At 36.1% G+C, this 22,648-nt stretch carries 22 protein-coding genes; 7 read left to right on the top strand and 15 right to left on the bottom strand.

Annotation, left to right across the window (positions count from 1 at the left end):
- Window positions 1-274: 274 nt before the first annotated feature.
- The 3 genes from ACMA47_RS10525 (at window position 275) to ACMA47_RS10515 (ending at window position 2,273) form a co-directional block, all read left to right on the top strand.
- Window positions 275-1,246, top strand: coding sequence for an ion channel (locus ACMA47_RS10525; protein ID WP_062673079.1), 972 nt, complete (start codon window positions 275-277; stop codon window positions 1,244-1,246).
- Complete coding sequence (locus ACMA47_RS10520) at window positions 1,247-1,735, top strand: YkgJ family cysteine cluster protein (RefSeq protein ID WP_413929745.1); 489 nt, start codon at window positions 1,247-1,249, stop codon at window positions 1,733-1,735. It begins immediately after the preceding gene.
- Window positions 1,736-1,970: 235 nt separating this feature from the next.
- Entirely contained in the window at window positions 1,971-2,273 is a 303-nt protein-coding gene (locus tag ACMA47_RS10515) for a hypothetical protein (RefSeq protein ID WP_413929744.1), read from the top strand.
- A 43-nt stretch (window positions 2,274-2,316) separates the two neighbouring features.
- On the opposite strand, the gene ACMA47_RS10510 is transcribed toward ACMA47_RS10515, so the two are convergent.
- From ACMA47_RS10510 to ACMA47_RS10495, 4 genes are all read right to left on the bottom strand, one after another.
- Window positions 2,317-2,712, bottom strand: a complete 396-nt coding sequence (locus tag ACMA47_RS10510) for an iron chaperone (RefSeq protein ID WP_413929743.1) — start codon at window positions 2,710-2,712, stop codon at window positions 2,317-2,319.
- Window positions 2,713-2,814: 102 nt separating this feature from the next.
- Window positions 2,815-4,173 carry an NADP-specific glutamate dehydrogenase gene (gene gdhA, locus ACMA47_RS10505; RefSeq protein ID WP_034691843.1) on the bottom strand — a complete coding sequence of 453 codons (1,359 nt, stop codon included), beginning with the start codon at window positions 4,171-4,173 and terminating at the stop codon, window positions 2,815-2,817.
- A gap of 190 nt (window positions 4,174-4,363) precedes the next feature.
- Window positions 4,364-5,473: a DNA-processing protein DprA gene (gene dprA, locus ACMA47_RS10500; protein ID WP_413929742.1), complete on the bottom strand. Its 1,110-nt coding sequence runs from the start codon at window positions 5,471-5,473 to the stop codon at window positions 4,364-4,366.
- A gap of 33 nt (window positions 5,474-5,506) precedes the next feature.
- Window positions 5,507-6,274, bottom strand: a complete 768-nt coding sequence (locus ACMA47_RS10495) for a rhomboid family intramembrane serine protease (protein WP_079240009.1) — start codon at window positions 6,272-6,274, stop codon at window positions 5,507-5,509.
- 251 nt (window positions 6,275-6,525) lie between these two features.
- Here ACMA47_RS10495 and ACMA47_RS10490 point away from each other — a divergent pair, with 251 nt between their 5' ends.
- Window positions 6,526-7,452, top strand: a complete 927-nt coding sequence (locus tag ACMA47_RS10490; RefSeq protein WP_413929741.1) for a DUF3078 domain-containing protein — start codon at window positions 6,526-6,528, stop codon at window positions 7,450-7,452.
- A 227-nt stretch (window positions 7,453-7,679) separates the two neighbouring features.
- Window positions 7,680-8,603 carry a DUF3078 domain-containing protein gene (locus ACMA47_RS10485; RefSeq protein ID WP_413929740.1) on the top strand — a complete coding sequence of 308 codons (924 nt, stop codon included), beginning with the start codon at window positions 7,680-7,682 and terminating at the stop codon, window positions 8,601-8,603.
- A gap of 74 nt (window positions 8,604-8,677) precedes the next feature.
- Here the strand turns inward: ACMA47_RS10485 and sufD are convergent, their stop codons facing one another.
- From sufD to ACMA47_RS10465, 4 genes are all read right to left on the bottom strand, one after another.
- Window positions 8,678-9,985 (bottom strand): Fe-S cluster assembly protein SufD, encoded by a 1,308-nt coding sequence (gene sufD / locus ACMA47_RS10480; RefSeq protein WP_413929840.1) that lies wholly within the window; start codon window positions 9,983-9,985, stop codon window positions 8,678-8,680.
- A gap of 163 nt (window positions 9,986-10,148) precedes the next feature.
- On the bottom strand, window positions 10,149-10,892 hold the full coding sequence (gene sufC, locus ACMA47_RS10475) for a Fe-S cluster assembly ATPase SufC (protein ID WP_105683083.1): 744 nt from the start codon (window positions 10,890-10,892) through the stop codon (window positions 10,149-10,151).
- A gap of 232 nt (window positions 10,893-11,124) precedes the next feature.
- Entirely contained in the window at window positions 11,125-12,573 is a 1,449-nt protein-coding gene (gene sufB, locus ACMA47_RS10470) for a Fe-S cluster assembly protein SufB (protein ID WP_034691827.1), read from the bottom strand.
- 83 nt (window positions 12,574-12,656) lie between these two features.
- The gene (locus ACMA47_RS10465) at window positions 12,657-12,986 is read right to left on the bottom strand and encodes a HesB/IscA family protein (protein WP_027372006.1); all 330 of its coding nucleotides are present in this window, start codon (window positions 12,984-12,986) and stop codon (window positions 12,657-12,659) included.
- Between the two features lie 212 nt (window positions 12,987-13,198).
- On the opposite strand from ACMA47_RS10465, the gene ACMA47_RS10460 reads away from it, so the two are divergent.
- Together ACMA47_RS10460 and ACMA47_RS10455 are read left to right on the top strand one after the other, a co-directional pair.
- Complete coding sequence (locus tag ACMA47_RS10460) at window positions 13,199-14,137, top strand: GLPGLI family protein (protein ID WP_413929739.1); 939 nt, start codon at window positions 13,199-13,201, stop codon at window positions 14,135-14,137.
- 12 nt (window positions 14,138-14,149) lie between these two features.
- Window positions 14,150-15,004, top strand: coding sequence for a GLPGLI family protein (locus ACMA47_RS10455; protein ID WP_413929738.1), 855 nt, complete (start codon window positions 14,150-14,152; stop codon window positions 15,002-15,004).
- A 56-nt stretch (window positions 15,005-15,060) separates the two neighbouring features.
- Here ACMA47_RS10455 and ACMA47_RS10450 read toward each other — a convergent pair whose 3' ends face one another.
- From ACMA47_RS10450 to ACMA47_RS10420, 7 genes are all read right to left on the bottom strand, one after another.
- Complete coding sequence (locus ACMA47_RS10450) at window positions 15,061-15,924, bottom strand: neutral zinc metallopeptidase (RefSeq protein WP_413929737.1); 864 nt, start codon at window positions 15,922-15,924, stop codon at window positions 15,061-15,063.
- Window positions 15,925-15,989: 65 nt separating this feature from the next.
- A complete protein-coding gene (locus tag ACMA47_RS10445) occupies window positions 15,990-18,068 on the bottom strand; it encodes an LTA synthase family protein (RefSeq protein ID WP_413929736.1) in 2,079 nt (692 codons plus the stop codon).
- Window positions 18,069-18,236: 168 nt separating this feature from the next.
- Window positions 18,237-18,755: a 6,7-dimethyl-8-ribityllumazine synthase gene (gene ribH / locus ACMA47_RS10440; protein ID WP_034691815.1), complete on the bottom strand. Its 519-nt coding sequence runs from the start codon at window positions 18,753-18,755 to the stop codon at window positions 18,237-18,239.
- Between the two features lie 3 nt (window positions 18,756-18,758).
- Window positions 18,759-19,466: a hypothetical protein gene (locus ACMA47_RS10435; RefSeq protein ID WP_034691813.1), complete on the bottom strand. Its 708-nt coding sequence runs from the start codon at window positions 19,464-19,466 to the stop codon at window positions 18,759-18,761.
- A gap of 229 nt (window positions 19,467-19,695) precedes the next feature.
- A complete protein-coding gene (locus tag ACMA47_RS10430; protein WP_413929735.1) occupies window positions 19,696-20,232 on the bottom strand; it encodes an adenine phosphoribosyltransferase in 537 nt (178 codons plus the stop codon).
- A gap of 3 nt (window positions 20,233-20,235) precedes the next feature.
- The gene (locus ACMA47_RS10425) at window positions 20,236-21,435 is read right to left on the bottom strand and encodes a hypothetical protein (RefSeq protein ID WP_413929734.1); all 1,200 of its coding nucleotides are present in this window, start codon (window positions 21,433-21,435) and stop codon (window positions 20,236-20,238) included.
- A 116-nt stretch (window positions 21,436-21,551) separates the two neighbouring features.
- On the bottom strand, window positions 21,552-22,568 hold the full coding sequence (locus ACMA47_RS10420) for a hypothetical protein (RefSeq protein ID WP_413929733.1): 1,017 nt from the start codon (window positions 22,566-22,568) through the stop codon (window positions 21,552-21,554).
- Window positions 22,569-22,648: the final 80 nt, after the last annotated feature.

The following is a 22,648-nucleotide window of genomic DNA, read 5'->3' as shown; positions in this document are numbered from 1 at the left end:
TTTAATAAGATGATATAAACAGCAGAAAACTTTGAATTTCTGCTGTTTTTTTATTCATCTTGAGTAAAAATTTTGTAGAAAGTCCATGGTGAAATCATCTATCATCTGAAGGAGTAATTTAAAAAAATGATTACTCAAAAAATTAAGCATCATAATGCGTTCTATTCTTAACTTTGCCTTTTAAAATATCTGTATGCTGAAAGAAAGCGCTGATCATCAAGTGGCTTATGGATAGAGGAAAATCATCATATAACAAAGTTAAAATGATTAAAAAATGACAGGAGGATTCAGAAAAAAGATCCGTCAGAAAAATGCGGAGAACAGTGGTTTCGGAACCAATGCCTCAGGAAGGTTCATCAATAAAGATGGTCTCCCGAATGTTCAGCGAAGAGGCGTGAATGTTTTTAACAGGTTAAGCTGGTATCATACCATGCTGAATTTGTCCTCATTTCGTTTTATTTCTTATTTGGTTATCGCTTATATTCTCATTAATCTACTGTTTGCCATGATATATTACCTGATTGGAGTAGAGCATCTTACGGGAATAGATAAGAGTGATCCACTCAATGAATTTATTGATGTCTTTTTCTTTAGTTCCCAGACATTCACTACAGTTGGATATGGAAGAATAGCTCCGGTAGGATTTTTGGCAAGTCTTGTAGCAACTTTTGAAGCTTTTCTGGGATTGCTTACCTTTGCCATTGCAACAGGACTTTTTTACGGAAGATTTTCAAGACCGCGGGCATATCTTAGATTTTCTGATATAGCAGTTATTGCTCCTTTTCAGGAATCTTCAGCATTGATGTTCAGGCTTGCTCCCTATAAAAATAATGCATTAACGGATGCAGACGTAATTGTATCGGTAGCTATTGAAGTTGTGGAAAACGGGGTTGCCAAAAGTAATTTTTACAGACTTACCACGCAGATGAGTAAGATCAATACGTTGGCTCTCAACTGGACTGTAGTGCATAAAATTGATGAAAACTCTCCGTTTTACGGTTTTTCTGAAGAAGATTTTAAAAATACAGATCTTGAGCTTATCGTACAGGTACGAGCATTTGACGAAGTCTTTTCAAATACGGTGGTTCAAAGATCTTCGTATACTACAGGAGAAATTGTATACGGAGCCAAATTTGTTCCGATGTATTATCCAAACAAAGAAAATCTCTCAACGGTACTGGATCTGGATAAAATTAACGAATATAAAAAAGAAGAACTTCCGGAGTCCGTGAGAAACAAAGAATAAATGGATTTAGATTTTTATAAAAAACAGGCGATACAAAAGCAGAAAGAACACAAGAAATTTCTGGACGGATTAAAGAAAAAACCGCCCAAAAATCTCGATTATATAGTGCAGGAAGCCCATGAGGAAGTTTTTGAAGAAATAGACTGTTTGCAGTGTGCCAATTGCTGCAAAACAACGGGACCTCTCTATACCGAAAAAGATATTGAGAGAATTTCCAAACATCTCCGAATGAAGTCTGCAGACTTTGAAGCAAAGTTTTTAAGAGTAGATGAAGATAATGATAAGGTATTGCAGAATCTTCCCTGTTTTTTTCTGAACAACGATAATACATGCTCTATTTACGACGTAAGACCAAAAGCCTGCCGTGAATATCCCCATACAGACCGTAAAAAGATTTATCAGATCAATAATTTAATGTTGAAAAATACTGTTATCTGTCCGGCAGCATTTGAATTCGTAGAGAAAATGATGAAGAATATTGCGAAGTAGAGGTAAAGCAAGGAGCAGGATGATAGAAGCAGGAAGTCTTGATAATAAGCCGTTTTAGCTAATATTTTCACTGAAATAAACCCCAGCTTCCAACATCCCTCTTCCAGCTAAATCATCCGAACTCATTTTTGCAAATTCCTCTTAAATAATTATAAAGTACGTTAAATAAGCTTTTTACACATAATTTTATAAATGATGCCTCGTTTAAGTTAAACAATCATTTAAATATTACATTATGAAAAAGTTATTTTTAACGGCAGCGTTTACATTAGTCGGAGTAATCGCAGTATCAGCACAATCAACACCACAAAAGCCGGCCGATACTTCTACTAATAACACTACGACAACTCAGACTCAACAACCGAATACACAGACTACAAGTCCTTCGGATCAGAAGAATCAACAGGAGAAATCACCTGCAACTACAATGGAAACGGCACCTGCAACAGATCCATCAGTAAGTACAACGCCTACTGATACTACTAAACCTGCAGATGCTCCTAAAGAAGAGAAGAAAGACAAAAAGAAGAAAAAGTAAAGCACTTTAGCAAACACTAGTCGGAATCCTGAAATCTTGTATTTCAGGATTTTTTTTGTTCAATTTCTTCCACTCTGAACAATAAAATCTTAATGATCAGATCCAGCGGCAGATTTTCAGTGATAGGAAATTGAACGGCCCCTTTTGAAAATTTATATTTTCTTTCCTCAAAATCTTTTTTAAAATTATGGATGCCTTCAGCTCCGGGATAGAATCCGATATGCTTTTTATATCCTGCAAAATAAATCAATGGTTTTCCTTTGTACCGGAAGGCTGGCATCTGATATCCGATATATTCTTCCAAATCCGGAACCTGTAAATGAATTACCTCTCTAAGTTCCAGTAATTTTTTCTGTACATCTATCGGGAACAGAAGAATGTATTCATCAATATTTTTAAACGTGTTTTGCATCATATAAAAATAAAAAAAGCGCTGCATATAGCAGCGCTTTCTCCTTTCACTTTTTACTTTTTTCCCATTATCCCGGGAACAGGCTATATCAAAAAAGGTCGGGAGTTTTTCCCAACCTTTGTTTTTTTGTTACACAACTCCTTGAGCCAACATTGCTTCTGCTACTTTTACGAAGCCGGCAATATTTGCACCTTTTACGTAGTTTACATAACCGTCTTCGTCTTTTCCGTAGTCTCTACAAGCTTTGTGGATACCGATCATGATTTCTTTTAATCTTGCATCAACTTCTTCAGAAGTCCAGTTAAGACGGATAGAGTTCTGAGTCATTTCTAATCCTGATGTAGCAACACCTCCAGCGTTGGAAGCTTTACCAGGAGAGAATAATACTTTATTATCTAAGAAATAGTTGATAGCATCAAGTGTAGAAGGCATGTTAGCTGCTTCAGTTACACAGATACATCCGTTTTCAACTAATTTTCTTGCATCATCTAAATCTAGTTCGTTTTGAGTTGCAGAAGGGAAAGCTACGTCACACTTCACATCCCAAGGACGTTTTCCAGCGTGGAACTCAGCAGATGGATATTTTTTAGCATAGTCTTCAGCTCTGTTATTACCAGAAGATCTAAGTTCTAATAAATAATCGATCTTTTCTCCGCTGATACCATCTTTGTCATAGATGTATCCGTCTGGTCCAGAGATTGTTACTACTTTAGCACCTAATTCGGTTGCTTTTTTGATAACTCCCCAAGCTACGTTTCCGAAACCTGATACTGTTACAATTTTATCCTGGAAATTTTGTCCGATCGTTTTAAGCATCTGCTCTGCGAAGTATACTACACCGTATCCTGTAGCTTCAGGACGGATTAATGAACCTCCATAAGCAAGACCTTTTCCTGTAAGAACTCCAGTAAATTCGTTTCTGATTTTCTTGTACTGTCCGAATAAATATCCGATTTCTCTTGCTCCAACACCGATATCTCCTGCAGGTACGTCTGTTTCAGGACCGATGTGCTTGCATAATTCTGTCATGAAAGCCTGGCAGAAACGCATTACTTCCATATCAGATTTTCCTTGTGGATCGAAATCTGAACCTCCTTTACCACCTCCCATTGGAAGAGTTGTTAAAGAGTTTTTGAATACTTGTTCGAAAGCTAGGAACTTAAGAACTGATAAGTTTACAGTAGGGTGGAAACGGATTCCTCCTTTGTATGGTCCAATAGCAGAGTTCATTTGAATTCTGAAACCTCTGTTAACCTGAATTTCTCCTTTGTCATCAACCCATGGAACTCTGAAAATAATAATTCTTTCAGCTTCAGCCATTCTTTCAAGCAGCTTCATTCCGGTATATTCTTTTTTAGTAGCAATGAATGGAATTACGGTTACGGCAACTTCTTTTACAGCCTGTAAAAATTCCGGTTCGTTAGGATTTTTTGCTTCAATTTTTGCAATAAACTCTTGGATTTTCTGGTCAATATTATATTGTTCCATATATTAAGGTTGAATATTATTGTCAACAAATTTAATTTTTTTTTCAAGATTCACAACACTGTATTTCAACATTGTTAAAAATTAAATAATAATGTTTCGTAATATTATTAAATTGATAATTTATGATCAAATTTTATTAAAAATGAAATGTTATGTGTGAAATAATGCAATATTAAGAAATCGTTAAATATCAAATTGCTATAAATTGCCTCCCGGAAAACGATTTTACTTTCCCTAAAAGTTCCAATTCTAAAATTATTGGTAAGATTTTGTGAGTAGAAACTTCAATTTTCTGTGACAGATCATCCAGAGAAATCTGAGGATGGTCTTTGATAGATTGATATATTAAATTCTGACTACCAGACAATTGTATGCTTTTCTCGCTGTGAGGAAATAACTCTTCCATTTTTTCTTTAGGATCATTTAATCCTAGGAGTCCGATAAGATCTTTTATGGTAGAAATTGCCGTTGCTTTATTATGGAAAATCAGCTGATTACATCCCTGGCTGCTGCTTTCCGTAATTTTTCCTGGCAGTGCAAAAACATCGCGGTTATAATCATTGGCAAAGGCTGCTGTGCTCACAGAGCCTCCTCCGAAACCGGTTTCTACGACAATCGTAGCCGGAGACATTCCTGCCACAATTCTGTTTCTCTGGATAAAGTTTTCCCGGTCAGGTTTTCTGGAAGAGCTGAACTCCGTTATTAATGCACCTCCTTCCTGTAAAATTTTTTCAGAAAGTTTTCTGTTTTTTGCCGGATATAAATATTGAAAACCATGTGCAAGAACTGCTACAGTGGGTTTTTGATGACAAATAGACTGTTCGTGAACTTCTTTATCAATGCCTAAAGCGAGACCGCTTACAGAGGTGTATTCTGAGGATTGTGTTGCTTCAAAAAAATCTTTAATAAACTGTTTCCCATAAGCTGTCATATTTCGGGTTCCTACAATACTTACCTTGGGCTGTGCATCCTCAATATTCCCTTTTTGATAAAGAATAGCCGGAGCATCATTACATTCATTAAGTAGGGAAGGGATTTCTTTAAGGTGTTTCAGCCTGATCTGAATATTATTTTTTTCGCAAAAATTTAATTCTTCTTCTGCGAATTTCAAATGAGACTTATTTCCAATATCCGAAACTGTTTTTTGTCCTATTCCTTCCAGTTTTTTATATTCTTTTTTGGCTCTTTTCCAGGCTTCCTGAGCGCTTCCGAAAGTATGGACAAGTTTATGAAAATGAATGTCGCCAATCTGGCTGCATTCGCGGAGGGCGATGGCATATAAGTATTCTTCGGAGGTCATGTGTGTTTTTTTTCAAATGTAATGAAATAAGTTTTATCTTTTTCTCAATTCATCCAAATGATCCCAGATATCATCTTTTTTCTTGTAAGGAAGTTCCATAAAGTCTTCAGGATGATTTTCCTTGTATTCCTGCCACAATTTATCATCCTTTTCGCTGTAATAATTCGGGAACTCCCAGATAAATTTTTTCTTCTTTTCGCCGACATTTTTAAAGGCAAATGCAATTATACTGCCTACTACAGCTCCGGAAAGATGGGCTTGCCAAGAAATTTTGCTTGGCTCCTGCATATTGTAAAAAAGTTCTTCAGGAAGCATTCCCCATATCAAACTGCCATAATAAAGCACAACAAGCATTGAAATTGTGAGAAGTTTCGTATTCCATTTAAATACCCCACTGAAGAATAGGAAAAAAGCGAGTACATAAACTACACCACTGGCTCCGATAGTACAAGTGTACATATATTCACCAGTAAGGATATCAATAGGAGGAAGAAGCCATACCAAAAGTCCTGTTGCCAGCCAGCCGATGATAAAGACTTTGTTGGCAACCAATGGATAAAACTGGTACAGCAAAAACATAAGTGCTGCTATCGGAATAGAGTTTCCTATAATATGATCAATATTTCCATGTAAAAGGGGAGAGGTAACCACGCCAAGCAATCCCTCGGGCAAGAGAGGAATAATGGCTCCAAAACAGCTTTGAAAAAAGCCCTGCATTTGTAAAAAATACCCGAACCACATTGCTGAAAGCATCAGCAATGGGTATATAACCGCTCTTTTGGAAATTACATTTTTGAACATGTGGATTTTACGTCAAATCAAAAGCCAATAATAAATTTCGGAAAATTTGTCGATGAATTCGTTTCTACCGACCTGATTTTAAGACAAAAGGTATTAAATTTAACTTTTGAACTTATTATTTTGGCATTGATTTTATAGAAATATCTTGTTATGAGGTGATTAAACTTTATTGAATTTCGATTCTTTTAAAGCTGAATTTACCTTTAAAAAAAATTATATTAATATTTTTGCATTGAAAATTATTTAGAGTAATGAAGAAGTTTTTATTGATTCTTTCCTGTTTTATAGGAATATATGCTAGTGCACAAGAAGAATTAAAAAAAGATTCCGTAGTTGTAGACACCGTAAAATACTGGTCGGTTTTAGGAAAAAATACATTAATGATCAACCAGGCTGCCTTTTCAAACTGGGTAGGAGGTGGAGCCAACAACGTAGGATGGCTAGCCGGAATCAATTATAATCTGACGTATGAAAAAGATAAAGACCTTTGGGAAAATATCATCATTCTCGGGTACGGACAGAATGATACAAAAGGACTTGGAATCAGAAAAACACAGGATGTTATTAATGTTTCTACTAATTATGGTAGAAAATTTTCGAAAAGCTGGTATTTCTCTTTAGGAGCTGGTTTGCAATCACAGTTTGCAGCAGGATATGAAGATGGAAATAACCCTGAAGCCAAAAAAATCTCAAACTTTATGGCACCAGGTTACCTGAATGTCGGGATGGGTATCACCTACAGGCCCAATGATGATCTTACGGTAACTTTGCGTCCTACCAACGCCAGATGGACATTTGTATTGGATAAAGACCTTCAGATGGCTGGAAGCTACGGTCTTAAAAATGATGGTGATACTTCTTTATTACAATTCGGTTTTCTGGGTACAGCCATGTATAAATTTAAAATAATGGAAGATATTTATTTAACCAATACAGCTTCCGTCTTTTCGAATTATCTTGATCGGCCGGACAGATTGGTTCTTGCTTATGGAGCTTTGCTGAACCTGAAAGTCAATAAATATATTTCTTCTAATGTGACAGTGGACTTGCTCTACGATCATAATCAGATTGAAAAAACACAGTTGAAGCAAACTCTTGGAATCGGATTCGCATATACGCTGGAAAATGGGGTAAAGCGTTCCGAACGTAAAGATAGCCAGTGGTGGATCAAAAAATAGTTTAGAAAACTTATATTATAATTAAAAACACTTCAGAAATGAGGTGTTTTTTCTTTATAAAATTCTGTAATTTTAAGTTGACTTAAGTTTGATTGGTAATTGTTTTGTTTTCAAGTGATTTAATTTCAGTTATTTATGTACCTGTTTTTAGTTATGTTAAATTCATTTTAAAGTGAATTTTATGACGGCGTAAATTATTATTTATACATTTGTAATAAATCAACATTATGAAAAAACTTTTATTGATCAGTTCTATCTCTTTTGGGGCTGTAGCATTCGCTCAGGAGGCTAAGACAGAAGCTCCGGCATCAGACACCGTTAAAGCATGGTCTATTCAGGGACAAAATACATTAATGCTCAATCAGGCTGCCTTTTCAAACTGGGTAGGAGGTGGAGCTAACAACGTTGGATGGCTTGCTGGTGTTAATTACAACCTGACGTATGAAAAAGGGAAAGATCTTTGGGAAAATATCATTATCCTGGGTTATGGGCAAAATAACACGCAGGGAACTGGAGTAAGAAAGACTCAGGATGTTATTAACCTATCTACAAACTATGGTAGAGAATTTGCCAAGCATTGGTATTTGTCTGCAGGCGCAGGCCTTCAGACTCAGTTTGCTCCGGGTTATGAAGATGGAAATAATCCTGATGCCAAAAAGATTTCTAATTTTATGGCTCCCGGATATCTGAGTGTAGGAGCAGGGGTTACTTATCGTCCCAATGACAATCTTACCGTGACTTTACGTCCGGCGAATGCAAGATGGACTTTTGTTTTAGACGAAGATCTTCAGAAAGCAGGAACTTATGGTCTTAAAAATGATGGAGATTCTTCTCTTTTCCAATTCGGTTTCCTGGGGACAGCAATGTATAAGCTGAAGATTATGGAGAACATAACCTTGCTGAATACGGCTTCTGTATTCTCAAACTACCTTGATCATCCGGGCAGACTTGTTCTCGGGTACAGCGGAGTTTTAAGCATGAAAATCAATAAATATATTTCTACCAACGTTACTCTGGATCTTTTGTATGATCATAATCAGATATGGAAGACCCAGTTGAAGCAGACTTTAGGCGTAGGATTGGCTTATAATTTTGATAACGGTAAGAAACGTTCAGAAAATAAAGATAACCAAAGCTGGTTGAAAAAATAAGACAGAAATACAATCTGTAATACAATAAAAAAGCACTTCAAAATGAAGTGCTTTTTTATCAATATATATAAGTTTTAAAATTCTATATCAACTCCTAATTTCTCAGCTAAAAGTTTTGAAATTTTATCTTTTAGAGGCTCTATATCAATGTTTTGCATGGCGTCATTTGCGAAAGCATATAAAAGTAATGCCTGTGCTTCTTTTTTAGAAATTCCTCTTGCTCTCAGATAGAATAAAGCATCTTCATTCAATTGGCCTACTGTACAACCATGAGAACATTTTACATCATCAGCAAAGATTTCTAACTGAGGTTTGGTATCAATACTTGCCCCTTCGCTTAGCAATACGTTGTTATTCTGCTGATAAGCATTTGTTTTCTGAGCAATTTTGTCCACGAAAACTTTTCCGTTGAAAACTCCGTGAGCATTCCCATCAAAGATTCCTTTGTAGTTCTGGTAACTTTCACAGTTCGGGAAGTTATGGTGAACCGCTGTATGGTGATCTACCAACTGATCTTTCCCGATAATGGTGATTCCGTTCATGAATGAATTGATATTAGATCCATTATGAATAAAATCAAGGTTGTTTCTTACCAGTTTACCTCCGAAAGAGAATGTGTTTACCGTTGTTAAGCTGTCTTTCTCCTGTCTTGCGAAAGTATTGTCGATAAGATAGGTTGTGTTGTTATCGTTCTGAAGTTTGTGCCAGTCAGCCTTTGCATTAGGGTAGGTAAAGATCTCCGTTACAGAGTTTGTTAATACGTAAGTGCTGTCAAAATTGTGATGGCTTTCAATGACCTCTACTTTAGCTCCTTCTTCTACGATCAAAAGGTTTCTTGTGTTGTAAAACGTGTTTTCCTCCTGATTCTGAGAAATGTAAAAAACGTGGATTGGCTTTTCAATCACTACATTTTTAGGAACTTTAAGGAAGAACCCGTATTTGCAGTAAGCAAGGTTCAGGTTCGTAAAAGCCTGTTCTTTGGAAGCAATCGTATTGAAATACTTTTCAAAAACCTCTTTATGCTTCTCATCATTCAATGCATAATTGAATGAAAGGAATTCTACATTCTCAATAGAAACTTTAGATAGCTCTTTGTGAAGCTTACCGTTTACAAAAACAATCCAATCAAAATTTTCTTCTCCAAGGTGCAGTTCATCAAACTGTTCTTTAGTGATATTGTGGCTCTCTTTCGGGAAGAAGTTGTAGCTTTTTTCCGTGATTTCCTTTAGATTGGTATATTTATATTCTTCGTCTTTTTTTGTCGGAAAACCAAGGTTTGAAAATCTTTGAAGAGCTGCTTTTCTGCTGTCATCCAGAAACCTGTGACGAAGACTCTCCAAAAATTCATTATGGTTCTCTATAATTTGTTCTTTTAATGCCATTACTGGTATATCTGTGGTTTGCACCATTTTTTCTTTTTTTATTAACTAAAATATTGTTATTCCGAGGAATAGGGAACCCAATTTTTAATATTAGAGATTCTTTTTTGCCACATTTTATAAATGATTACGAAAAAGTTAATCTCTGAAATAATATATATTCTTCTTAGTTAAGAAGCCAGTCGTAACCTTTTTCTTCAAGTTCTAATGCTAAAGACTTGTCTCCTGTTTTGATGATTTTTCCATCTGCTAAAACGTGAACGAAATCAGGCTGAATATAGTTTAGCAATCTCTGATAGTGCGTAATCAAAAGAACTGCATTTCCTTCATTTTTAAAATGATTTACTCCATCTGCAACGATTCTTAAAGCATCGATATCCAATCCTGAATCAGTTTCATCAAGAATAGCTAACTTAGGATTAAGCATCATCATCTGGAAGATCTCGTTTCTTTTCTTTTCACCTCCGGAGAATCCCTCGTTCAATGATCTTGAAAGGAAATCTTTTTTAATTCCCAGCTTTTCAGACTTCTCACGGATTAATGCAAGCATTTCTTTAGCCGGCATTTCTTCCAGTCCGTTTGCTTTTCTCGTCTCGTTCAAAGCAGCTTTGATAAAGTTCGTTACAGAAACTCCCGGAATTTCCACTGGATACTGGAAAGAAAGGAAGATCCCTTTGTGAGCTCTATCTTCAGGAGCATCTTCGCTGATGTCTTCTCCCTGGAAAAGGATCTCTCCACCAGTTACCTCGTAATCTTCTTTTCCTGCGATTACAGAAGAAAGGGTAGATTTACCAGCTCCGTTTGGTCCCATGATCGCGTGAACTTCGCCCGGCTTTATTTCAAGATTAATACCTTTTAATATTTCTGCGCCATCTTCAATTTTGGCGTGAAGGTCTTTAATTTGTAACATTCTTGCTAACTTTTGCTTTTTATAATTGTATGAGCTTCTTTCCTTTATATACACATCGTCTTTATATTAGGATATCTCCTCAATAGACGGACAGAAGCTTTTTATATTTTATGTTTATAATAATCTTCAATGAAGACTATAACTTATATTTCCGTTAATAACGGTTGATCATCGGATAAAAACTCTGAAAACCTTGCCTTTAAATCAGTTTGTTTTTATCTGAAGGGTAATATTATCCTACTGAACCTTCTAATGAAATCTCAAGTAATTTCTGAGCTTCAATAGCAAATTCCATTGGAAGCTTGTTCAAAACTTCTTTGCTGAAACCATTTACAATCAGAGCAATGGCTCTTTCAGTATCAATCCCTCTCTGGTTACAGTAGAAAATCTGATCTTCCCCGATTTTTGAAGTCGTTGCCTCGTGCTCTAACTGTGCCGTAGGATCTTTAATTTCAATATAAGGGAAAGTATGAGCTCCACATTCATTACCCATCAACAAAGAGTCACATTGTGAGAAGTTTCTTGCTCCTTTTGCAGAAGGCATTACTTTCACCTGTCCTCTGTATGAGTTTTGTGATTTCCCGGCAGAAATACCTTTTGAAATAATTGTTGATTTGGTATTCTTTCCGATGTGGATCATTTTTGTTCCTGTATCTGCATACTGGTGGTTGTTGGTTACCGCGATAGAGTAGAACTCCCCGATAGAATTGTCTCCTTTAAGGATACAAGACGGATATTTCCACGTTACTGCGGAACCTGTTTCAACCTGTGTCCATGAGATTTTTGCATTTCTTTCGCAAAGTCCTCTTTTCGTTACAAAGTTGAATACACCTCCTTTTCCTTCTTCATTACCTGGATACCAGTTCTGTACCGTTGAATACTTGATCTCGGCATTGTCTAAAGCAATAAGCTCTACAACAGCTGCGTGAAGCTGGTTTTCATCTCTTGATGGTGCTGTACATCCTTCAAGGTAAGAAACATAACTTCCTTCATCAGCAACAAGAAGCGTTCTTTCAAACTGTCCTGTTCCTGCCTGGTTGATACGGAAATAAGTGGAAAGTTCCATTGGGCATTTTACCCCTTTAGGAATATAACAGAAACTTCCGTCAGAAAATACTGCGGAATTCAATGCTGCATAAAAGTTATCTCCTCTCGGAACTACTTTTCCAAGATATTTTCTTACTAAATCAGGGTGGTTTTTAATAGCCTCAGAGATGGAGCAGAAAATAATTCCTTTCTCTGCCAATGTATCCTGGAAAGTTGTTTTCACAGAAACTGAGTCCATTACGATATCTACGGCAACTCCGGAAAGTCTTTTTTGCTCTTCGATATTAATCCCTAGCTTTGCGAATGTCTTCAACAACTCAGGATCTACTTCGTCAAGACTTGCCAGTTCTGGCTTTACTTTAGGAGCAGCGTAGTAACGGATTGCCTGAAAATCTGGTTTTTCATATTTGATATTAGCCCATTCAGGCTCTACCATTTTCTGCCAGATTTTGAAAGATTCCAATCGCCATTCAGTCATCCATTCCGGTTCTTCTTTTTTAGCAGAGATCGCACGGATGATGTCCTCATTTAAACCGATCGGGAAATCTTCATAATCAATCTTCGTTTCCCAACCGAATTCATATTTTTTATTTTCTAGATCGACTCTTAAATCGTCTTCTGTATATTTACTCATTACTTTTTTTTAGATTTCAGATTTTAGATTTCAGAATCCAGAGTAGCTCTGAGGTCTGAAATCTAGGATCTAATGTCTTTTCTCTAAAGACTAAATGATTCCCCACATCCACATGTTCTGGATGCATTCGGGTTGTTAAAAACAAACCCTTTTCCGTTCAATCCTCCTGAATACTCAAGAGTTGTTCCTGCTAAATAAAGGATGGATTTTTTATCTATAATAATTTTAATGTTATTATCTTCAAAAATCTGATCTGTGTCTGTTTTTTGGTTATCAAACTTTAAAACATACTCTAAACCAGAGCATCCGCCGCTTTTCACCCCTACTCTTATATAATCTTCAGCAGGGTTAAAACCATCTTCCGTCATTAACTGGATGGCTTTCTCCTTTGCATAGTCTGATACTTTTATCATTGTATTTATTTAGAATGATTTAATGATGCAAAAATACGAACTAATTTCCGCAATCTCAAATCGAAGATATCTATTTTAATGATTCTGATATTAATAGCAATTTCTGAAAGGATAAATTATGTTAAAAAATGATAAATTTAGCCGTTCAATGTGAAGATTTCATTACGGATTTAACCTTGAATCTTATTTTCGATCTATAAAGAAAATTGGTAATGAAACAAAAAATAATAGTTTTTTTTGTATTGTTTTTCACCATTGTATCCTATGGACAGACCACCAGATTTGTTTATGAAACCTTGGTAAATCCGGATTCAATCAATCTGGTAAGTATGAAAAGTGAGAGAACTTTTCTGGATGTTAAAGGAGATCATTCATTATTCATCAGTGAAAATAAATTGAAAAGGGATTCTCTTTTTGCAGAACTAAGGTCAGAAATAAAGGAAAACAAAAAAGAGGAAAAAGATTTTTCCAAAATGGAAGGAAGAAAACATTTTGAACCTACATTTTTTGAATATTTCATTACCAAGACCATTCCGGATCAGAAAGTATATTATTATGAGAAGGCTTCAGGAAAACAAATTTATTATCAGGAAGACAGATCTGTAAAATGGGAAATCACCAATATGATGGAAAAACAGAATGGATATTCTGCCCAAAAAGCAGTTGCCGAGTTTGGTGGAAGAGTCTGGACAGCCTGGTTTACCAAAGAAATTCCATTGTCTGACGGTCCTTACAAGTTTTCAGGATTGCCAGGACTGATTGTAAAACTGGAGGATGATAGAGGAGACTATAAATTTGATCTTGTGAAAAAGCTTACGATTAAAAATGCTTTTGAAGAACAGATAAATTCTGATGCTAAACAAAGTACAAGAATTAATTTCCATGGTGATAAAGCTGCTCTTGAACTGGAATTCGGTAAAAACAAAAAAGCGATAGCCGGGAATAATACTGGTGGAAATATGAACTTCGGAGGTGGAAAACATGGCGGCGGAATGAACGGAGGTGGAATGAGAGGCGGCGGCCACGGAGGTGGTGGAATGCACAGAGGCGGAATGGGTGGAGACAATCAGGGAATGCCAATGCCACAAGGCTCATCTGTAGAAACACCTTCTTTTACCAATACAGCACAGAATCCAATTGAATTAAAATAAATAAAAATATAAATGAAAAAATTAGGTATTATCGCATTGGCACTCTTCATACAGAATGTTTCTGCACAGACTAACAGGTTTGTGTATCAGGTGACTATGAAGCCTGATGCTGAAAATAAAACAGACATCAAAACTGAAAACGCTTATCTGGATATTTCTCCGGAAAAATCAGTGTTTTATTCTGAAAACAGAATCAAAAGAGACTCTATTATGCAAAAAGCATTTCAAGGTGGAGGCGGAAGAGGAAGTATCAACAGAGATCAGATGGAGGGCTTGAGAACCAATATCAACTATTCCATTGAAAAAGATAAAACCAACCAAAAGACGTATTTTAAAGATAGAATTGGACGAGATATCTATTCTTATGAAGAAGACAGACCTCTGAACTGGAAAATTGAATCAGAAACGAGAAAAATTGGTGAATACAAAGTTCAGAAAGCTGAAACCGATTTTGGAGGAAGAAAATGGACAGCATGGTTTACCACAGATCTTCCTTATCAGGACGGACCTTATAAGTTCGGAGGACTTCCTGGACTGATTGTAAAAGTGGAAGATGATAAAGGAGATTATTCTTTTGATTTAATGAAAAACTATAAAATTGCTGAGTTTCCAACATTGAATCAGTTTGGAAATACTTTAAAAGTAAAAAGAACAGATTATTTAAAGCAGCAGCAAAAGTTCAAGACTGATCCAATGTCTTTCATGAGTCAGAGTGCAGGTGGTATCAGCGCTCCGATGAGAGTAGGCGGAGGAGGAAGAGGCCCTGGAGGCGGTGGAAACCAGAATCCTGCCGATATGAGAAAGAGAATGGAAGAAAGAGTAAAAGAAGAAGCCAAGAAAAATTCTAATCCCATCGAATTGCAATAAATAAAAAGCGGTCTCCAACGAGACCGCTTTGTTATTTATTTTAAGTTTTGATCAAACTATTTTAATAGCTGGTTGAAAGTATCACCTTGTCTGATATCACCAGTGTTGTAACCTTTCATAAACCATTCTTTACGTTGTGCAGATGATCCATGGGTAAAGCTTTCCTGATTTACATATCCCTGTGCTCTTTTCTGAATATTATCATCTCCGACGGCTTCTGCAGCATCTATTGCAGATTCAATATCTCCGGGTTCTAGAATATGTTTGCTGTCATTGGTTCTTTTGGCCCAGACTCCTGCATAGAAATCGGCCTGTAATTCTGTAGCAACAGATACTCTGTTCATCTGTTCTTCAGAATATCTTCCACTTCTTCTTAAAGCATCTACTTTTTGAGTAGTTCCCAAAAGAGTCTGTACATGATGTCCTACTTCGTGGGCAAGAACATAAGCTACTGTAAACTCAGTTACCTTAGCTCCGAATTTTTGCTGAAGTTCACCAAAAAAGCTCATATCCATATAAACTTTCTGATCTGCCGGACAATAGAACGGGCCCATGGCAGACTGCGCTGTACCACATGCTGAAGAAGTTGTATTTTCAAAAAGAACAATACCTGGGTCAGTATAAGTCATACCGTTTTCTTTAAATATTTGCGTCCAGGTCTGACTATTCCATGCATCCATCATCTTTACCATTTCTCCAATCTGCTTTTCACCTGTAGTCAGTTCTCTTTGTTCTCCGGAATTTCCTGAAGGCTGCATGCTGCCAGAATTCAAAATACCGGATGGGTCACCTCCCAAAAAGAACACGATGGCTGCTATAATTAAAGTTCCGAGTCCACCTCCTACAATCATGCCACCACTTCCGCCTCCTGAACCACGGCGGTCATCAACGTTTCCGCCTCTGTCGTCTGTCCATTTCATATCAATAAATTTATGGGTTAATTTAAATATTTTAAGCCGAATTATAAGCGAAAATATCTAGATATTTATCTGTTGAGTTGTTTTGTTTTGAGCCAGTAAGAAGTAGATTGATAGGCTGATACAGCATCCTCTACCAGTTTCTGATCAGGATCTTTTAATAATTTTTCGTCGTAATACAGTTTAAATTCCGGTTTCAGATCACTTTTTTCCAGTTCCAAAGAATATTGTTTTACCTTTTTTACTGGCGAAATAATGGTCAAACGCTCACCTTTGATAAATCCAAGATCCTGATAGGTTGCCACATACGCTTTAGGTTGGAATTCCTGTCTGAAGACATCCTGACCTAAAAACTTAGACTGATAGTTGAAATTTAATAATCCCATAAGCGTAGGCATTACATCTATCTGAGACATCAATGCATTGAATTTCTGCGGCTGAATAAATCCTTCAGAGAAGATCATAGCAGGAATTCTGTATTTATCCATCGGAAGTTCTGTTTTTCCTGCACTTGATGCACAGTGGTCTGCAATAATAACAAAAACCGTATTCTTATACCAGTCTTGTTTCTTAGCCATATCAAAGAACAGCTTAAGAGAGTAATCCGTATATTTTACACCACCTTCACGGGATTTTGCGGTCCCAGGAATATCGATTCTTCCGTCAGGATATGTAAACGGCCTGTGATTGGAAACTGTCATCCAGTGATTGAAAAACGGCTTTCCTGACTTGGCTTCAGCATTCATTACCTGAATAGCTTTTCTGGCCATATCTTCATCTGCAACTCCCCAAACATTGGCAAAAGTGATTTCTTCAGGTTTAAAGTTGTTTCTATCTACGATACCATAACCGTTTCCTCCGAAGAAGTCCTGCATATTATCAAAATAGCTGTATCCTCCGTATAAGAATTTAACATCATATCCTTTAGACTTGAAAACACTTCCGGTTGTGAATTTATTCTTATTGTCATCTCTCTTGATGATACTTTCTCCTGCTGTAGGAGGAATACACAATGTCAAAGCTTCCAGTCCGCGTACCGTTCTGTTTCCGGTGGCATACAGATTGGTAAACATCAGTGATTTGTCGGCAAGGCTATCCAGGAAAGGGGTAATTTTTTGGGTATTACCATAATGTTCCATGAAATCCGCAGAAAGACTCTCGATAGAAATCAATACTACGTTTTTCTTTATTTCCGGTTGTTCTGCAACAACAGCTCTTGATAAAGTGTGTTGTGGATATTGGCTTAAGAAATTCTTTTCGGCCTGCTGTTGATTAATCTGCGAGTAAAACTGGAAATAATCCAGCTCATTATGGGTAAATGCCCAGTAGAACTTAGGAAGTCCGTTAGCTTCAATTTCGTCTGCGAAAACATTGTCAGATTTGATCTGCATCAAAGATGGTATTGCCAGGGCACTAAGCGCACAAAGTACCATAAAACTGCCCAGAAGGACCATTTTTTGTTTAAAGTCCGGAAGTTCCAGCAACTCATCTTTTGTTTTCTTATAAATAAACCATGTGATGGTAATGGTAACAATCATGATGGCAGAAAACAATGGAATTACAGGGTAACTTTCCATGATATTCCCAATCACCTCATTGGTATAAATAAGATAATCTACAGCAATAAAATTATATCGGACTCCAAATTCATTGTAAAAGAAGTATTCACTGACTCCGTTAAAAATAATCAGAAGAACATATAATAGTAATGTAATGAAATATAATGTGTTACGTATTTTTATTCTTTGAGTAGGAAGGAAAAGCATCAATCCGAAGAAAAGAGTTTTTATTCCTACGAAAACAAGAGCAATTTCCATGATGGAACCTCCATACTGCTTGAAAATGTTGTTCGGCACAAGCCATATATAAAGGAAGAATAGAACCAGAGCACTCAGAATAATATACCCGTAAGGTTTTTTATATTTTGAATTGGAAAGAAAGAGGAAGTAAAGAGCGAGAATGGAACTGGCCAGTATGAAAACAAAAACGTCATTCACCAGACCTATCAGCAAAACTTTTACGACTTCGAAAAATCCAAAACTAGCGGTAGTAATAGGATGAAAAAAGAATACGGTTCTTATTATCAACGAAATAATAAGATAGAAAATTCCTAAATACAGGAAGGGTTTTATTTTTTTTAAAAACATGTATTGTCTGTTTTTATTAATTTTCACAAAGATAGTTTTTGTGGGGAACTTTTGACGGAAAAAAAGAAAAACATCCTTTTTATTAATAAGATTTATGAATTATTTATATCTTAATAAAAAAGGACTATTAAAAAATAGTCCTATTATATTGTCAAAGTAAATAAGCAGTTAAGAGTGCCCGAAACCGATATTTCCTTTTTTATCAGATAATTTCTTTTTGAAATCAATCATTCTAAGAGCTGTAACGGCTGCTTCCACTCCTTTATTTCCAAGATCTCCACCGCTTCTCGCAATAGATTGTTCTTTATTATCATCTGTTAATACACAGAAAATAGTAGGAGTATCCGTCATGATGTTACAGTCTTTGATTCCCTGCGCTACTGCAGAGCATACATAGTCAAAATGAGGAGTTTCCCCACGGATCACACATCCGATAGAAATTACTGCGTCATATTTTCTCTCTTTGCAAAGCTGCATACTAGCATAGCTTAATTCGAAAGCTCCTGGTACAGGGAAAAGTTTGATGTTTTCAGGTTTTACTCCTTCTTTTTCAAGGATTTCCAAAGCTGCATCACGAAGATTGTAAGTTACAAAATCATTCCACTCAGAAAAAACAATGCCGATAGAAAAATCTTCGGCATTAGTTATATGAAGTGGCTTGTAATCGGATAGATTAACTGTTGCCATTTTTTAATAATATTTAGTCATTTCAATATAAGAATCAGACATTCCGTTGTCGTAGTCCTGATATTTTTCATCAATTGCAGAGAAGTATTTTTTAGCTTCTGCATTTTTCTTTAATCCTAAAGCAACGATACCTGCTTTTCTTGTGAAATAATACGTTGTATAAGGATCATCAGATGCTGATGCAGCCTGATCTAGCAAACCTAAAGCTTCATCATTTTTGTTAAGACCTGATTTTGCATCTGCCATAGCACCATACTTCATTGCCATTAAAGTCTTGTTTTTGGAAGAGAATTTATCTAAAAGATCATAAGCTTCCTGGAACTTTCCTTCTTTGAATTTTAATAACCCGGCATTGTAAGAAGAAAGTTTACCGATTTCAGTAGAAGCATATTCATTTGCTGTCCCTATAAAACCAGGATTAGCAGCAGATTTTCCGCCCAAAGCATCTTTATCTTTACCTTCAGCAAGGTTTTTCTGAGCAGCAAGGAAACTTTTTACAGCTTCAGTGTTCTTTGGAGCAATTACAAATTGCTTATAAGCAAAGAATCCTAAAACCCCTAAAATCAAAGCTCCAAATACAAAACCAAGCGGCTTTGAATATTTTTCAACAAATCTTTCAGTGTTTAAAGCCTCTCTGTCAAGGTCTTTAAAGAACTCAACTGTTTCTTTACCTTCTTGCTCGTTCTGAGCACTCTTTCCCAATTTTGCCATAAGTTTTTAAAAATTGAAATGCAAATTTAATTGTTTCTGAGAGATTTACAAAATACTTTGTGAGTATTATTGATGAAATCTTGTGAATTGTTAATCTTGGATGATGAATTTATTAAAAAAAGATGCTTCGACAGGCTCAGCATGACACTTCTAATCTTACAGTAAATTATTAGCCATTGTCATGCTGAGCGGAGTCGAAGCATCTATCTTTATCTTGTTAGGATCAATCTTAATAACTTAAGATGTGGTAGATCTCTGCACCAAATTTTTTCAGTTTTTCATCACCATTCAAGCCTTGTAAGCCGATAAGAAAACTAAACTGTGAAACAATTGCTCCTTGTTTTTCTACCAACTTGGCAGCAGCTTCAGTAGTTCCTCCTGTTGCTAAAAGATCATCGTGGATTAAAACTCTTTGTCCAGGTTTTATCTGTCCTTCACGGGTTTCAATAATGGCACTTCCATATTCCAGGTCATATTTTTCTGAAATGACTGGTGGTGGAAGTTTTCCTGCTTTTCTGATTAGAATAAATGGTACTTCCAATGCCACAGCAATAGCGATTCCAAAAAGGTAACCGCGGCTTTCAATTCCGCAGACTGCATCTATTTTTCCTTTACTGAAGGCTACAAGATCTGCAATAACGTCTTCGTAAAGTTTTGGGTCTAAAAAGATGGGTGAAATATCCTTAAACTGTATTCCCGGAATCGGAAAATCAGGGATATTTTCAATTGTTTCTTCTAATCTTTTGATCAGTTCTGCTGAAGCCATTTATTAATTGATTTTATAGCTGGAAATTTTCCAGTCTCCATTTACATTTTTAAGTCCGAAAGTCACTTTTAAAGAAGTTGTCTTCCCACTTTTATCCGTTACATCATAAGTAGCATTTACACTGGCACTGTTAGCTGATGTCCCATTAGTCGTAATATTTTTTACGCTTACATTTTTCACAGATCCAAAACCTGAAGTAGGATTTGAGAAAGATTCATAGCTTCCCCAGCTTGGATTGCTGGCTGTTTCGTATGCTGCTTTTAAATTCTGAGAGCTTACACTGTTCAGGAACTTACTAACTGTATTTTTAGGGTCTGCTGTTGGTTGCTTTGGTGCAGCCGGTGTTGCAGGAGTAGATGTTGCAGGATCCGTAGTTGCTCCAGGAATAGCTGTTGGATTGTTTGGATCTACCACCGCGCTTGGTTGCTCTGTCACTGCTGTTGAATCAGTTTTTGGGATGGTAGGAACTTTTAGAGCTGCTGCATTGACATCAAGCCCGATTTTAGACATTTTGAAAGTCTTGGCAGTCGTTTTTACAGAAACTGTGATATCAATTTTATTATCTACCACTTTTGAAGCAGGGATAGATGAGAACTTTAAATTGAATCCTTTAAAGTTATTATCCTGCATCAGGTTTTTAGCAGTAGCTAATCTTACACCGTTACTGAAGACTTCAAGAGTTGCTTCAAGGCCAGCTCCTGTGAAAGATACAGGGTTTCCGGCTGCATCTACAAGTCTTGGAACAATCTGGATTGCTGTAGGCGCTCCGGTTCCGTCATCTCCTGTAGGTATTGTCACAAGGCTTAATGATCCTGCTTTTACATCATTAGGATCACTTTCTTTAGCTTTATCATCCCCGAAGATATTCATTTCTCCAAGTGATGGTGGGGCGGTACTTGCCCATTCTATTCCGTTTTTCTGTGCAATTTCGTCAGCCAATGACATAATTTCAGGAACTTTCTTCCCGTTAATCAGCTTTCCAAGGGCTTTTAGCTCATTGATATCACCGTCTGCCTCTACTCCAAATGTCTTAAGGATATAAAGAGCCTCATTAAACTTAATCTGCTTAATGGTTGGTAAACTGGAGGTCATATCATTGATACTTGACTGCAGTGTTTTAGTATTCGTAGCATCTACATGATCTTTCTTACATGCTGTAAAAAGCAACAGACTGAAAACAAGTAGAAAAGAAAACTTTTTCATTTTTATTTGGTTTGTTGCAAATTTAATAAAACCTTTATTAATACTGGATTTTATTTTCACTTTATGTTTTATGGCTTGTTTTATTTCTTTTTTACACTAGCCATAATTCTATATTTTTACTTTTTATTAGGTTGTTCTTTCAAGTCTCCCTTGAAAAAATTGCTGAAGATGGTCTGCATATTTGGGAATGAAGAATCCTGCCAGTAAGAAGTTTTGTAATTACTGTTTTCTTTATCAAATTTTACTTTTTCAATATCATTGTCATTATTAAAGCTTAGTTCTGTAGGATAAAAATTGGTGTAAACGGCAATCTGATTGTATTCGGGTTCGCTTTTATGTTTTAGTTTTACAAAAACAAGTTCATTGTATTCAAGGAAATCTTTCAATGTCTTTTCTGTTCCCTTTTCAAAGGACATATTCAGAATTGTTCTGATATCATAAAATCTATATCCGAAGAATGAAAACTCTTTTTCCTGAAGCGCTCCCTCTGTTACCTCTATCTGATCTTTACGATCGCCTTTCAATTCTCTGATGATATTTCTTTTTGTTTTATATTCTTCCGGATTTCCTACATTTTTAAGTTTTGGAATCTGTAGAGAATTTCCATAATCCCATGATGAAGTTTCTTTCTTCTCGTTTTTAGGTTCTGTCAATCTGAAAACCCTGTATTGTTCAACATTGGTACTTTTTAGTTTTTTTGTTTTGTTGTCAAAAATATAGGTTACAATTCCGTCAGTATAGCTATTCAGTTTATTATTCACCGTTACGTACGCATTAAAATTTCCTTTGATAAAAATATACTTGGCAGGTTTGTTATTTTTGATAACTACAGTTTCAATTTCCTTTACCTGATCATTGATTTTAATAATGGGCTGGTCAAAATCGGAATATGACAGGGTGGCCACTGGAAAATTATTATAGACAAGCTGAAACTTTTCCTGAGATGGCGACAGCGATTGTTTGTCAATCTTCCCTTCAATATCTGAGTATGCCAGAATAGTTCCGTCTTTCCCAAACACTGAAACCCTGGGAAGGGGAGCATTACTTTTTTCAGAAACGAAAGTGATGGTCTGTGCCTGAATGAAGCTAAACAGAAAAAGGAAAAATGAGTACAAGAAAAGTTTTGTTTTCATAATAAGATTTTGTTTTAGTTGTTGATCTCATGATAGAGATGCACGGTGATCAGTTGTTTCATATGCATAAAAAAAGACTG

It is taken from the genome of Chryseobacterium sp. T20 (genome assembly GCF_047345655.1).
Lineage (GTDB): Bacteria > Bacteroidota > Bacteroidia > Flavobacteriales > Weeksellaceae > Chryseobacterium.
Note: the sequence above shows the minus strand (reverse complement) of the source record. Positions and strands in the feature narration are given on the sequence as shown.

Coding starts and splice junctions, on each gene's coding strand:
- ACMA47_RS10420 (WP_413929733.1), bottom strand. CDS start 22,568: ATGAAAACAAAACTTTTCTTGTACTCATTTTTCCTTTTTCTGTTTAGC.
- ACMA47_RS10510 (WP_413929743.1), bottom strand. CDS start 2,712: ATGCAGCGCTTTTTTTATTTTTATATGATGCAAAACACGTTTAAAAAT.
- ACMA47_RS10435 (WP_034691813.1), bottom strand. CDS start 19,466: ATGGCAAAATTGGGAAAGAGTGCTCAGAACGAGCAAGAAGGTAAAGAA.
- ACMA47_RS10430 (WP_413929735.1), bottom strand. CDS start 20,232: ATGGCTTCAGCAGAACTGATCAAAAGATTAGAAGAAACAATTGAAAAT.
- sufB (WP_034691827.1), bottom strand. CDS start 12,573: ATGAGTAAATATACAGAAGACGATTTAAGAGTCGATCTAGAAAATAAA.
- ACMA47_RS10460 (WP_413929739.1), top strand. CDS start 13,199: ATGAAACAAAAAATAATAGTTTTTTTTGTATTGTTTTTCACCATTGTA.
- sufC (WP_105683083.1), bottom strand. CDS start 10,892: ATGTTACAAATTAAAGACCTTCACGCCAAAATTGAAGATGGCGCAGAA.
- ACMA47_RS10465 (WP_027372006.1), bottom strand. CDS start 12,986: ATGATAAAAGTATCAGACTATGCAAAGGAGAAAGCCATCCAGTTAATG.
- ACMA47_RS10425 (WP_413929734.1), bottom strand. CDS start 21,435: ATGAAAAAGTTTTCTTTTCTACTTGTTTTCAGTCTGTTGCTTTTTACA.
- ACMA47_RS10445 (WP_413929736.1), bottom strand. CDS start 18,068: ATGTTTTTAAAAAAAATAAAACCCTTCCTGTATTTAGGAATTTTCTAT.
- ribH (WP_034691815.1), bottom strand. CDS start 18,755: ATGGCAACAGTTAATCTATCCGATTACAAGCCACTTCATATAACTAAT.
- gdhA (WP_034691843.1), bottom strand. CDS start 4,173: ATGGAACAATATAATATTGACCAGAAAATCCAAGAGTTTATTGCAAAA.
- dprA (WP_413929742.1), bottom strand. CDS start 5,473: ATGACCTCCGAAGAATACTTATATGCCATCGCCCTCCGCGAATGCAGC.
- ACMA47_RS10455 (WP_413929738.1), top strand. CDS start 14,150: ATGAAAAAATTAGGTATTATCGCATTGGCACTCTTCATACAGAATGTT.
- sufD (WP_413929840.1), bottom strand. CDS start 9,985: ATGGCATTAAAAGAACAAATTATAGAGAACCATAATGAATTTTTGGAG.
- ACMA47_RS10525 (WP_062673079.1), top strand. CDS start 275: ATGACAGGAGGATTCAGAAAAAAGATCCGTCAGAAAAATGCGGAGAAC.
- ACMA47_RS10490 (WP_413929741.1), top strand. CDS start 6,526: ATGAAGAAGTTTTTATTGATTCTTTCCTGTTTTATAGGAATATATGCT.
- ACMA47_RS10450 (WP_413929737.1), bottom strand. CDS start 15,924: ATGAAATGGACAGACGACAGAGGCGGAAACGTTGATGACCGCCGTGGT.
- ACMA47_RS10485 (WP_413929740.1), top strand. CDS start 7,680: ATGAAAAAACTTTTATTGATCAGTTCTATCTCTTTTGGGGCTGTAGCA.
- ACMA47_RS10515 (WP_413929744.1), top strand. CDS start 1,971: ATGAAAAAGTTATTTTTAACGGCAGCGTTTACATTAGTCGGAGTAATC.
- ACMA47_RS10495 (WP_079240009.1), bottom strand. CDS start 6,274: ATGTTCAAAAATGTAATTTCCAAAAGAGCGGTTATATACCCATTGCTG.
- ACMA47_RS10520 (WP_413929745.1), top strand. CDS start 1,247: ATGGATTTAGATTTTTATAAAAAACAGGCGATACAAAAGCAGAAAGAA.